This is a genomic window from Aurantiacibacter sp. D1-12, assembly GCF_028858515.1.
In the GTDB taxonomy this organism is placed as follows: Bacteria; Pseudomonadota; Alphaproteobacteria; order Sphingomonadales; family Sphingomonadaceae; genus Alteraurantiacibacter.
The window spans coordinates 523,538-535,064 of the sequence record NZ_JAPJZJ010000001.1 but is presented as its reverse complement, the minus strand read 5'-3'; the positions used below and the strand labels follow the sequence as shown (position 1 = coordinate 535,064).

The window sequence follows — 11,527 nt, the reverse complement described above, 5'->3', positions numbered from 1 at the left end:
GAACTTATCCCTTCATCCGGTTGACATCGTCGACAGCGATGGTGCCGCGGTTACGGAAATAGACGACGAGAATGGCAAGCCCGATGGCCGCTTCTGCCGCAGCCACGGTCAGCACGAACATGGCAAAGACCTGTCCGGTGAGATCGCCAAGGAAGGCGCTGAATGCGACGAGGTTGATGTTCACTGCCAGCAGGATCAGCTCAATCGCCATCAGGATGACGATCACGTTCTTGCGATTGAGGAAGATGCCCAGCACGCCCATCACGAAGAGGATGGAGCTGACCACCACATAGTGTTCGATACCGATCACAGCTCGACCCCCTGCCCCACTTCGGGCTTCACATTGACGGTAGCATCGCCCGGGCGACGCGCGTTCTGCTTGGCGATGTTCTGGTGACCGCGCGTCGCACGGCGCTCGCGGTGGGTCAGCACAATCGCACCGATCATCGCGACCAGCAGGATGATGCCCGCGGCTTCAAACAGGAAGATGTAATCGCTGTAGAGCAGCATGCCGATGTTCTCGGTATTGCTGGCCCCCGCCACCGGAGCTGCATCACCAAGCGGTGTGCCCAATTCCAGCTTGCCCGCACGATAGGCGCCGATGCCCAGAACCAGTTCGGCCAGAAGGATGATCGCAATGGCAAGCCCAAGCGGCGCATTCTTCATAAAGCCCGCGCGCATCTCGGCGAAATCGATGTTGAGCATCATCACCACGAACAGGAACAACACAGCGACCGCGCCAACATAAACAATGACCAGCAGCATCGCGAGGAACTCTGCGCCCACCAGCACCATCAGGCCGGCGGCGTTGAAAAACGCGCAGATCAGCCAGAGCACCGAATGCACCGGGTTCTTGGACACGATTACCATCGCGCCAGAGGCAATGACGAGCACCGCGAAGAGATAGAAGGCAAAGACTAGCATGATAATTCCGCGCGGCCCCTATCGATACGGCGCGTCGGCTTCAAGGTTCGCGGCAATCGCCCGCTCCCACTTGTCCCCGTTCGCCAGAAGTTTCGCCTTGTCGTAGAGCAGCTCTTCGCGCGTTTCGGTCGCGTATTCGAAGTTCGGCCCCTCGACGATCGCATCAACCGGGCAGGCTTCCTGACAGAAGCCGCAGTAAATGCACTTGGTCATGTCGATGTCATATCGCGTGGTGCGACGGCTGCCGTCGTCACGCGGTTCGCTCTCGATGGTGATGGCCTGCGCGGGGCACACGGCCTCGCACAGCTTGCAGGCGATGCAGCGTTCTTCGCCGTTGGGATAGCGACGCAGCGCATGCTCTCCACGGAAACGCGACGAAAGCGGGTTCTTCTCGAACGGATAGTTGAGAGTCACCTTCGGCTTGAAGAAATACTTCAGCGTCAGCGCGTGCGCCTTCAGAAATTCCCAAAGGGTGAACGACTTTACGAATTGAGCAACGGCGGTCATGCCGCACCTCCGTAACGTGTAAGCATCAGCCAACCACTCGTCAGCGCGACGAACAGCAGGCTCATCGGCAGGAAGACCTTCCAGCCAAGGCGCATCAGCTGGTCATAGCGGTACCGCGGCACGGTCGCCCAGATCCAGCTGAACAGGAAGAAGAAGAATACCGTCTTGAGCAGGAACCAGATGAAGCCCGGCACCGCGTAGAGGATCGGGATGTCCAGTGGCGGCAGCCAGCCACCAAAGAACAGCAGCGTGTTGAGGCTGCACATGAGCAGGATGTTGGCATACTCACCCAGCCAGAACAGTGCGAAGGCCATCGAGCTGTATTCTGTCTGGTAGCCCGCAACGAGTTCCGATTCCGCCTCTGTCAGGTCGAACGGAGCGCGCTGCGTTTCGGCGAGCGAGCTGATGAAGAACACCACCCACATCGGGAACAGCAGCAGGTTGAAGAAATAGCCGTTGACCATTCCGAAGCCGTGTCCGCGCTGCGATTCCACAATGACGGACAGGTTGGCCGAATTCGCATAGAGCAGCACACAGACGAGGATGAAGCCGATCGATACTTCGTACGAAATCATCTGCGCTGCGGCGCGCATCGCGGAGAAGAACGGGTATTTGGAGTTACTCGCCCAGCCCGCCATGGTGATGCCGTATACGCCCAGCGAACTGATCGCGAGAACGTAAAGAAGGCCGACATTGATGTCCGCCAGCACCACGCCCGCATCGAACGGGATCACCGCCCAGGCCAGCAGCGCCACGGTAAAGGTGATGATCGGCGCGAGGAGGAAAATGCCCTTGTTGGCGGCCGACGGAATGATCGTTTCCTGCAGGAAGACCTTCAGTCCGTCCGCAAAACTCTGCAGAATGCCGAACGGGCCGACCACATTCGGGCCACGACGCATCATCACAGCGCCGAGCACCTTGCGATCCATGTAGATCACGAGCGCCACGGCGAGCATCACCGGCAGCGCGATCAGCAAGATGCCCGAAATGGTCGCGACAAACCACGCCCACTCGTAAGTCATGCCGAGGGATTGGAAGAACTCGGTCATTCCGCAGCCTCCTTCAGCTCGTCACTGTGGAGCAGTTCTGCCGAACATTGCTGCATCACCGTGCTGGCACGGGCGATGGGGTTGGTGAGGTAGAAGTCCTGCACCGGATAACCCTTGATTTCGCCGCTGGAAGAGCCGTCTCCGATGGAGTCAGGCAGCGCGCCGTAATCGGCGATCATGCCTTCGTTGCCCAGTGCGGGTACTTCTGACGTCATGGCAGCACGCAGTTCGTCAAAGCTGTCAAAGCCGACCGAAACGCCCAGCGCATCGGCGAGCGCGCGCAGGATCGTCCAGTCTTCGCGGGCATCGCCCGGAGCGAATATCGCCTTGTCGGACATCTGCACGCGGCCTTCAGTGTTCACATAGGTGCCGGGCTTCTCGGTGTAGGCTGCTGCGGGCAGGATCACATCCGCCGCATGCGCGCCTTTGTCACCGTGATGGCCGATATAGACCTTGAGCGAGCCATCGAACTGGCTCCAGTCCACCTCGTCCGCCCCTAGCGCGAGTACGACCTTGGGCTTAGCAGCTACCAGATCGGCGATACCACCTTCCTGCGCGTAGCCTAGCATCACCGCGCCCATGCGAGCAGCGGAGAAGTGCAGCACGTTGAAGCCGTTCCAGCCATCCTTCACCATGTTGAAATCGTGTGCGATTTTGAGTGCCGCACCATGGGCGCCGCCTGCCAGCCCTGCACCGCCGATGATCACGGCAGGACGCTCGGCATTCTTGAGAGCATCCGCAACGTGCGAAGGCAGATTATCCAGCACAGAAAGATCGCTGCCGAGGAATTCCGCCGGATAGGTGGTTTCCCACTCGGGCCCGACGAGGAAGATCTTGGCTCCGCGCTTGGTCGCCTTGCGCAGGCGCACGTTCACCAACGGTGCCTCCCAGCGCACGTGGCTGCCAACAATCAGGACGGCATCAGCCTCCTCGATCCCCGCGAACGTACTGTTAAAGTTGATCGCAGCGAGGTTGCTGCAATCGTATGTCATGCCAGTCTGGCGGCTTTCGATCAGGCCGCTGCCCGATGCTTTGAGCAGGGCCTTGGCCGCAAACATCGTTTCGCAATCGACCATGTCGCCAGCAATAGCAGCAATGCTCTTGCCCGGTTTGGCTTTGGCGATAGCCTTGAAAGCTTCATCCCAGCTGCCTTCGACGAGCTTGCCGCGCTTGCGCAGGAACACCTTGTCGAGGCGGCGACGGGTCAGGCCATCGACCTGATAACGCGCCTTGTCGGAGATCCACTCTTCGTTGACCTCGTCATTATCGCGCGGGAGCACGCGCAGCACTTCGCGGCCACGGCTGTCGATACGGATATTCGCGCCCACAGCGTCCGAAACGTCGATGCCGAGCGTCTTCTTGAGCTCCCACGGGCGGCTCTCGTAGGCATACGGACCGCTGGTGAGCGCGCCGACCGGGCACAGGTCGATCACATTGGCGGACAGCTCATGCTTGGCCGCCTGTTCAAGGTAAGTGGTAATCTGCATGTCCTCGCCGCGGTAGAGCGCGCCGATTTCGTCCACACCGGCGATCTCTTCAGAGAAGCGCACGCAGCGGGTGCAGTGGATGCAGCGGGTCATGATCGTCTTGATCAGCGGCCCCATGTTCTTGGAGGTGACGGCGCGCTTGTTTTCTTCATAGCGCGAGCCACCACGGCCATAGGCGATGGCCTGGTCCTGCAGGTCGCACTCGCCGCCCTGATCGCAGATCGGGCAATCGAGCGGGTGATTGATCAAAAGGAATTCCATCACGCCTTCGCGCGCGGTCTTCACCATCTGGCTGTCCGTGCGGATGTCCTGCCCTTCGGTCGCGGGCAGCGCACAAGAGGCCTGAGGCTTCGGCGGCCCCGGCTTCACTTCTACCAGGCACATTCGGCAGTTACCGGCGATACTTAAACGTTCGTGGTAACAGAAACGCGGAATTTCCTTGCCGGCAAGCTCACAGGCCTGCAGCACGGTCGCGCCGTCCGGAACTTCGATCTCGTTACCGTCTACGGTGACTTTAGGCATTAATCCCTACCTTCAATCGTCGCTACAGGGCGCCCGGTGGCGGCGCGGTACGCCGCCTCTGCAACCGCCATGCGAATAGTTGTCGCATCCAGTGAAAGCTCCCGATCAGCCGGGAAGCAGGCGCCGAAGTCTTCCACACGTTCGCTGATAAACTGGAGCTCGCCTTCGGTCGCAATGTCCGTCCGGCGCAAAAGCTCACGTGCCTCTGCCGCGTGATTGGCGACATAGCAACTGGCTATGTCATGCAGTGATGCGATTGCCACCGGGGCTGCCGGAGGCGAAGCAATCAGGGCCTCAATTGTTTCGTCGGAAAGCTTCTCGAAAAGCCCCTCTGCCACAGACGCTCGGAGGTGCGCGCGTTGCGCCCCGTACACTCCGGAAAAGCGCCCCAGACAGTTGTTGCGGCGATTGCGACCGACGTTGAACAAATGGTCGAACGCCTGCTCCTCGGCCTCGGAACTGATGGCCGTATCTATGAACGCTTCCGAATCTTCAGGCTTCTGGTTCGCCAGACATGGGCCGACCTGGTCGAGGAAACGCCAATAAAGCTCGTCCACACCCTGCCGCGGCGCGCTGGAATAGCCGGAGTACCCCGGCGCAAGCTGTGCCTGTACCGGCACAGCGCCCAACATAACTACTAGAGTAGTAAGGAGGAGGCGGACGGTCATTCGGCCTCCAGCGCGGTGTTCGAGCCGTAATGGCTGCGCGACCATAAACCATCGGCAACGAGTTGGCGCACCAGGCCGTTCTGAACGGACAGTTCGTCTTCGCTGCTGTTGGCACAGGCGGCTACGACCGGGCCAAGCTGCTCAATGACTTCTCCCTCACCATCAGAACCCGGACGTGCGCGCATCAGCGCGTGTGAGGTTTCCAGCGCATTGTAGACAATGCAATCGGCCATCGCGGCCATCGTGCTAACTTGCGGATGTACGCGCTCACCATTGAAGCGGGCGTAGATGTCAACAACATGGTTGGGTGCGATCATCGGAGGACCGTCGAAATCGCCCAGATAGGCCTCTTCCGCCAGCGCATTGCGCAGCGTGGAGAAGGGTATCCGCATATAGGTCTGGTAGACATTGTTGGCCGCGCCGCGCATCAGGCGGCCGATGCAATAGGTGACCTCCAGATCATCGAATGCGCTGTCAGGCGTCATGTCGATCGCATCCCAGTCGATCTGGTAAAAGTCGCTGTTGGCCAGCAGATCGCGGACTTCATCCTCGTTGCGGTTCCAGACGCAATTGACCACGCGTTTCTGCATCCAACGGGCTTCGGCTGCGGTGGCATTCTCCGGTTCGCGCAGGAAGCGGGTGCCGGTCTGCATTCCCGAGTTGTTGTCAGGATAGTCCTGTGCAGTGGCCTGAGTTGCGAGCAGGCCGATTGCTGTAGCGACGGCGATGGCAAGAGTACGCATCATTCCGCAGCCTCCTGCATCGCGGCTTCACGCTCTTCAATCCGGCGCTCGAGCTCAGGGCGGAAGTGGCGAAGAAGGCCCTGGATCGGCCATGCAGCGGCGTCACCCAGCGCGCAGATCGTGTGCCCTTCCACCTGTTTGGTGACCTGATAGAGCATGTCGATTTCTTCGCTGCTGCTCTCACCGTGGCGGAGGCGTTCCATCACACGCCACATCCAGCCTGTGCCTTCGCGGCAAGGCGTGCACTGGCCGCAGCTCTCATGCTTGTAGAAATAGCTGAGGCGACTGATCGCGCGGACGATGTCGGTAGACTTGTCCATCACGATGACGCCTGCGGTACCGAGTCCTGAGCCGAGTTCTTTCAGCCCGTCGAAGTCCATGTGCGCAGAGCGGATCTGTTCGCCCGGAACCAGCGGAACCGAGGAACCGCCCGGAATTACAGCGAGCAGGTTATCCCACCCGCCACGAATACCGCCGCAATGCTTGTCGATCAGCTCTTCGAAGGTGATGCTCATCGCCTCTTCGACGACGCACGGATTGTTCACGTGGCCGCTGATCTGGAAGAGCTTGGTGCCCTTGTTGTTCTCGCGCCCGAAGCTGGCGAACCATGCGGCACTGCGACGCAGGATCGTCGGCACAACCGCGATCGATTCCACGTTGTTCACCGTGGTCGGGCAGCCGTAGAGGCCTGCACCTGCCGGGAACGGCGGCTTGAGACGCGGCTGACCCTTCTTGCCTTCGAGGCTCTCGATCATCGCGGTCTCTTCACCGCAGATGTAGGCACCTGCACCGCGGTGCATGAACACGTCGAAATCGTAGCCCGATCCGGCGGCATTCTTGCCGATCAGGCCCGCGTCATAGGCTTCGTCGATGGCCTTCTGCAGCACCTCTGCCTCGCGGATATATTCACCGCGAATGTAGATGTAGGCCGCCCTCGCCCGCATGGCGAAACCGGCGACCAGTGCGCCTTCGATCAGCTTGTGCGGATCGTGGCGAATGATTTCACGATCCTTGCATGAACCGGGCTCGGACTCGTCAGCATTGATAACAAGGAAGCTCGGGCGGCCATCCTTGCTTTCCTTGGGCATGAAGGACCACTTCATACCCGTCGGGAAGCCGGCGCCACCGCGACCACGCAGGCCGGATGCCTTGATCTCTTCGATGATGGAGTCCTGCCCGACTTCCATCAGCTTTTTTGTATCGTCCCAATCGCCGCGCGCCTGCGCAGCCTTCAGGCCCCAATCCTGGAAGCCATAGACGTTAGTGAAAATGCGGTCCTTGTCAGCGAGCATTATGCGAAGCCTCCGAACACGAACACTGCCGCCAGAGCGAGGATAGCCACAAGTGCCACCGTCTTCACAATACCCTTAAGCACCTTCCACGCGATCACGACGAGGATCAGCGCAATGACGATCGGAATAATTTGATCGGTCATCACCAGTCTCCCCGATAGTCGTGGTTGGCGTCGACCATTTCCTTGAGCGAGCTCAGCGCATTGGCGGGTTCACTGGTGTGGCGACCCGGCTCTTGCGTGCCGACCTTGGGCTGCTCGCCCGCAGCCAGCGCATCGAGCACTGCGTCGAGGCGTTCGGCGGTCAGGTCTTCGTAGTTGTCGTCATTGATCTGGACCATCGGCGCGGTGGCGCAGTTGCCCATGCATTCGACCTCGGTCAGCGTCCAGAGGCCGTCTTCCGACACCTTGCCAAAGTCCATCCCGCGCTTCTTGCAGGCGGCGATGATATCGTCCGAACCGCGCAGCATGCACGGTGTTGTACCGCAGACCTGCACGTGGAATTTGCCCACCGGAACAAGGTTGTACATGAAATAGAAGGTTGCGACTTCGAGCACGCGGATCACCGGCATGCTCAGGTATTCAGCGACATATTCGATCACCGGAAGCGGCAACCAGCCTTGCGTATCGGTCTCTTCACCCACCTGGCGCTGGGCAAGGTCGAGCAGCGGCATGACAGCGCTCTTTTGCCGACCTTCTGGATACTTCGCGATATGCTTGTCCGCCGCGGCCTTGTTCGCCGCAGTGAAGGCAAAGCCATCCCACCGCTCGCGCAGTTCGGGCGTATCGGGAGCGATATGTCTACCGGCCATGTGCCAGTCTCCGTCGTTCAAAATAGCGGCCCACGTAAAGGCCGATCACCGCAGCAGCTGCGGTCGAGAAAATGTCCTTGAGCGGTGCTTCCCCGTGGAAGACCGCCAGATAGGCCGCAACCGCCGATGCGAAGGCGGCGAATGCAGCGACAAGGGTGAAGAGTTCGCGGAGGATCATGGCAATTACCGGTCACACTCCCCGAACACCACATCAATCGCGCCGAGGATCGCGGTTGCGTCGGGCAGCATGTGGCCTTTGGACATAAAATCCATTGCCTGCAGGTGCGAAAACGCGGTCGGGCGGATCTTGCAGCGGTATGGCTTGTTGGTGCCGTCTGCCACCAGGTACACGCCGAATTCGCCCTTGGGGCTTTCGGTCGCGACGTAGACTTCGCCCGCAGGGACGTGGAACCCTTCGGTGTAGAGTTTGAAGTGATGGATCAGCGCTTCCATCGACTGCTTCATCTCGCCGCGTTTCGGAGGGGAAACCTTCTTGTTGTCGCTCGCAATCGGGCCTTCGGGCATTTCTGCCAAGCACTGCTTGATGATGCGGGCGGACTGGTAGACTTCTTCGCAGCGAACCATGAAGCGGTCGTAGCAGTCCGAATTGGTGCCGACCGGGATTTCAAAATCCATGCGGTCATAGACGTCATACGGCTGCGACTTGCGCAGATCCCACGGGATGCCGGCAGCCCGGATCATCGGGCCGGAGAAGCCCCATTTGATCGCGTCTTCCTTGCTCACCACGGCGATATCGACGTTGCGCTGCTTGAAGATGCGGTTGTCCTGCACCAGGCTCATCGCATCGCCGAACAGCTTGGGCAGACGGTTGTCGACCCAGTCGCCAATGTCGGTCAGCAGCTTCAGCGGCACGTCCTGATGAACGCCGCCCGGGCGAAACCAAGCCGAGTGCATGCGCGCGCCCGAAGCGCGTTCGAAGAAGTTAAGGCAGTCCTCGCGCAACTCGAACACCCACAGGTTGGGCGTCATCGCGCCCACATCCATCACGTGCGCGCCGATGTTGAGCATGTGGTTGCAGATGCGCGTCAGCTCGGCGAACAGCACGCGAAGATACTGCGCACGCTCTGGCACCTCGACGTTCAGCAGCTTCTCGATAGCAAGAACGTAAGAGTATTCCTGCGCCAGCGGAGAGCAGTAATCGAGCCGGTCGAAGTACGGCAACGCCTGCAGGTAAGTCTTGTACTCGATCAGCTTTTCGGTGCCGCGATGCAGCAGGCCGACGTGCGGGTCGATCCGCTCGATGATCTCGCCATCCAGCTCCATGACCATACGCAGCACGCCGTGCGCCGCAGGGTGCTGCGGGCCGAAGTTGATCGTGTAATTACTGATTTCATACTCGCCGGTGGTCGGCGATTCTTCTTTGACGAGGCCGCTCATTTGTCGTCCTCCTTATCCTTCATCGCAGGCGGGTCGGCTTTGGTGCCTTCTTCTGACTTTTCTTCAGTCTTCTTGCCCGCGCCTGTATCCTTGGGACTTTCTGTGACTTTGGGCTTGTCGACCGGCGGTACATCCGCCTTTTCATCGCCCGGCAACACGTAGTCCGCGCCCTCCCACGGAGAAGTGAAGTCAAAGCTGCGGAAATCCTGCGCCAGCTCAACCGGCTCATAAACAACGCGCTTTTCCTCTTCGGAATAGCGCAGTTCAGTGTAACCAGTTAGCGGGAAGTCCTTGCGGAAAGGATGCCCTTCAAAGCCGTAGTCGGTCAGGATGCGACGCAAATCGGTGTTGCCTTCAAAGGTCACACCGTAAAGGTCGAACACTTCACGTTCGAGCCAACCGGCAACCGGCCACAGTGTTGTGACGGTGGGAACAGGCGTTTCCTCGTCGGTCGACACCTTCACCATCACGCGGTGATTCTTGGTGAGGCTGAGCAGCATGTAGACCACCTCGAACCGCTCGGCGCGGTCGGGGTAATCGACACCCGCAATCTCGACGAGCTGCTGGTAGGCATACTCATCACGCAGCAGACGCAACGCATCCTCGATGCTGTCTCGCTTCACGGTGATGATGATCTCGCCATGCGCCTCGACGCACTCGACAACCATTTTGCCGAGCGCCTTGGTCAGCGCATCCATCACGCCATCATTCGACGCGAACTTGGGGGCGGAGTGCAGGACAGCCATTAGTGGGTCGACTCCTCAATATCACTGCCAAAGCAGATCAGGTGGCCATCGGCATCGCGCACATAGATCTCACGAATGCCGTATTCGCGGTCCTGTGGTTCCTGAGCGATGTCGGCACCGTTTGCCGTGAACTCGCTATGCAGAGCATCTACGTCGCGAACCCAGAAATACGCACTGAACATGCCGAAATCGGTAGAGTTGGCATGAACTGAGTTTCCTTCATTCGCACGGGCAAGCATGATGGATTGCCCATCGCGTTGCGGGATAGCGAAGGTCGGCGGTTCCCCATAGAACTGCGGAGTTCGGAAACCGAGCTTCTCAGCATAATAGTCCGCTGCCACACGCACATCGCGTACGAGTAGACAAGCAGCGGCCGCACCAATCTGGCGGGGTTCAGGACTCATCGCTCGATCGTCCCCACACGGCGGATCTTCCGCTGCAACTGCATCACGCCATAGAGCAGCGCTTCAGCAGTTGGCGGGCAACCCGGGATGTAGATGTCGACAGGCACAATGCGATCGCAGCCACGCACCACCGAATAGCTGTAGTGGTAGTAACCACCGCCATTTGCGCAGCTGCCCATCGAGATCACGTATTTCGGATCGGACATCTGGTCGTAAACGCGGCGCAGCGCAGGGGCCATCTTGTTGCAGAGGGTCCCAGCAACAATCATCACGTCCGACTGGCGCGGGCTGGCGCGCGGGGCGATGCCGAAGCGCTCCATGTCATAGCGCGGCATGTTGACGTGGATCATCTCCACCGCGCAGCACGCGAGGCCGAAGGTCATCCACCACAGCGAGCCGGTGCGGGCCCACTGGAACAGCTCTTCGGTCGAGGTAACAAGGAAGCCCTTGTCATTCACTTCGGTCTGAAGCGCGTTGAAAAAGTCCGCATCGGGCTGCTTCACCTCGCCACCCTGGGCGGCGGTAGGGAGAGCATTGGGCGGAGTAATGATGGTCGAGTTGCTCATTCCCAGTCCAGAGCTCCCTTCTTCCATTCATAGGCAAGGCCAATGGCAAGGATGCCGAGGAACACCATCATGCCGATCCATCCCGTCCAGCCTGTCGAGTCGAGGCTCACCGCCCACGGAAACAGAAAGGCCGCCTCAAGGTCGAAGATGATGAAACTGATCGCGACGAGATAGAAGCGCACGTCAAACCGGCTGCGCGCGTCTTCGAAGGCGGGGAAGCCGCACTCGTATTCGGTCAACTTGTTGGCATCGGGATTGTGAATTCCTGTGAGGCGGGAAACGCCCATCGGCAAGAATACGAACAGGACCGAAAGCCCCAGTGCGATCGCCAGAAACAGCAGGATCGGCAGATATTGAGAAAGATCGACCAAGATGGACTCGTAATAGCTAGAGGTTCCGTGGGCGCGTCT

Annotated in this window: 16 protein-coding genes; all 16 read right to left on the bottom strand. The window is 59.7% G+C overall.

Annotated elements, in window-relative coordinates:
- Positions 1 to 4: 4 nt before the first annotated feature.
- Genes nuoK through OOZ52_RS02590 form a run of 16 tightly spaced genes read right to left on the bottom strand, consistent with a single transcriptional unit; the run spans position 5 to position 11,488 of the window.
- Complete coding sequence (gene nuoK, locus OOZ52_RS02665) at positions 5 to 310, bottom strand: NADH-quinone oxidoreductase subunit NuoK (RefSeq protein ID WP_274696930.1); 306 nt, start codon at positions 308 to 310, stop codon at positions 5 to 7.
- Positions 307 to 927 (bottom strand): NADH-quinone oxidoreductase subunit J, encoded by a 621-nt coding sequence (locus OOZ52_RS02660; protein ID WP_274697220.1) that lies wholly within the window; start codon positions 925 to 927, stop codon positions 307 to 309. The genes nuoK and OOZ52_RS02660 overlap by 4 nt, the downstream gene beginning before the upstream one ends.
- A 15-nt stretch (positions 928 to 942) precedes the next feature.
- Complete coding sequence (nuoI, locus tag OOZ52_RS02655) at positions 943 to 1,431, bottom strand: NADH-quinone oxidoreductase subunit NuoI (protein ID WP_274696929.1); 489 nt, start codon at positions 1,429 to 1,431, stop codon at positions 943 to 945.
- Positions 1,428 to 2,480 carry an NADH-quinone oxidoreductase subunit NuoH gene (gene nuoH, locus OOZ52_RS02650; RefSeq protein WP_274696928.1) on the bottom strand — a complete coding sequence of 351 codons (1,053 nt, stop codon included), beginning with the start codon at positions 2,478 to 2,480 and terminating at the stop codon, positions 1,428 to 1,430. Before nuoH ends, nuoI begins: the two co-directional genes overlap by 4 nt.
- Positions 2,477 to 4,489 carry an NADH-quinone oxidoreductase subunit NuoG gene (nuoG, locus tag OOZ52_RS02645; RefSeq protein ID WP_274696927.1) on the bottom strand — a complete coding sequence of 671 codons (2,013 nt, stop codon included), beginning with the start codon at positions 4,487 to 4,489 and terminating at the stop codon, positions 2,477 to 2,479. Before nuoG ends, nuoH begins: the two co-directional genes overlap by 4 nt.
- On the bottom strand, positions 4,489 to 5,157 hold the full coding sequence (locus OOZ52_RS02640) for a hypothetical protein (RefSeq protein ID WP_274696926.1): 669 nt from the start codon (positions 5,155 to 5,157) through the stop codon (positions 4,489 to 4,491). Before OOZ52_RS02640 ends, nuoG begins: the two co-directional genes overlap by 1 nt.
- Positions 5,154 to 5,903, bottom strand: a complete 750-nt coding sequence (locus OOZ52_RS02635; RefSeq protein WP_274696925.1) for a hypothetical protein — start codon at positions 5,901 to 5,903, stop codon at positions 5,154 to 5,156. Before OOZ52_RS02635 ends, OOZ52_RS02640 begins: the two co-directional genes overlap by 4 nt.
- Positions 5,900 to 7,192 carry an NADH-quinone oxidoreductase subunit NuoF gene (nuoF, locus tag OOZ52_RS02630; protein ID WP_274696924.1) on the bottom strand — a complete coding sequence of 431 codons (1,293 nt, stop codon included), beginning with the start codon at positions 7,190 to 7,192 and terminating at the stop codon, positions 5,900 to 5,902. The genes OOZ52_RS02635 and nuoF overlap by 4 nt, the downstream gene beginning before the upstream one ends.
- Complete coding sequence (locus OOZ52_RS02625) at positions 7,192 to 7,335, bottom strand: hypothetical protein (protein ID WP_274696923.1); 144 nt, start codon at positions 7,333 to 7,335, stop codon at positions 7,192 to 7,194. The genes nuoF and OOZ52_RS02625 overlap by 1 nt, the downstream gene beginning before the upstream one ends.
- Positions 7,335 to 8,003, bottom strand: a complete 669-nt coding sequence (locus OOZ52_RS02620; RefSeq protein ID WP_274696922.1) for a complex I 24 kDa subunit family protein — start codon at positions 8,001 to 8,003, stop codon at positions 7,335 to 7,337. Before OOZ52_RS02620 ends, OOZ52_RS02625 begins: the two co-directional genes overlap by 1 nt.
- Positions 7,993 to 8,181, bottom strand: a complete 189-nt coding sequence (locus OOZ52_RS02615; RefSeq protein WP_274696921.1) for a hypothetical protein — start codon at positions 8,179 to 8,181, stop codon at positions 7,993 to 7,995. Before OOZ52_RS02615 ends, OOZ52_RS02620 begins: the two co-directional genes overlap by 11 nt.
- A gap of 5 nt (positions 8,182 to 8,186) precedes the next feature.
- Positions 8,187 to 9,401 (bottom strand): NADH-quinone oxidoreductase subunit D, encoded by a 1,215-nt coding sequence (locus tag OOZ52_RS02610; RefSeq protein WP_274696920.1) that lies wholly within the window; start codon positions 9,399 to 9,401, stop codon positions 8,187 to 8,189.
- Entirely contained in the window at positions 9,398 to 10,147 is a 750-nt protein-coding gene (locus OOZ52_RS02605) for an NADH-quinone oxidoreductase subunit C (RefSeq protein WP_274696919.1), read from the bottom strand. Before OOZ52_RS02605 ends, OOZ52_RS02610 begins: the two co-directional genes overlap by 4 nt.
- Positions 10,147 to 10,551, bottom strand: coding sequence for a VOC family protein (locus tag OOZ52_RS02600; protein ID WP_274696918.1), 405 nt, complete (start codon positions 10,549 to 10,551; stop codon positions 10,147 to 10,149). The genes OOZ52_RS02605 and OOZ52_RS02600 overlap by 1 nt, the downstream gene beginning before the upstream one ends.
- A complete protein-coding gene (locus OOZ52_RS02595; protein ID WP_274696917.1) occupies positions 10,548 to 11,117 on the bottom strand; it encodes a NuoB/complex I 20 kDa subunit family protein in 570 nt (189 codons plus the stop codon). Before OOZ52_RS02595 ends, OOZ52_RS02600 begins: the two co-directional genes overlap by 4 nt.
- Positions 11,114 to 11,488, bottom strand: coding sequence for an NADH-quinone oxidoreductase subunit A (locus OOZ52_RS02590; protein WP_274696916.1), 375 nt, complete (start codon positions 11,486 to 11,488; stop codon positions 11,114 to 11,116). The genes OOZ52_RS02595 and OOZ52_RS02590 overlap by 4 nt, the downstream gene beginning before the upstream one ends.
- Positions 11,489 to 11,527: the final 39 nt, after the last annotated feature.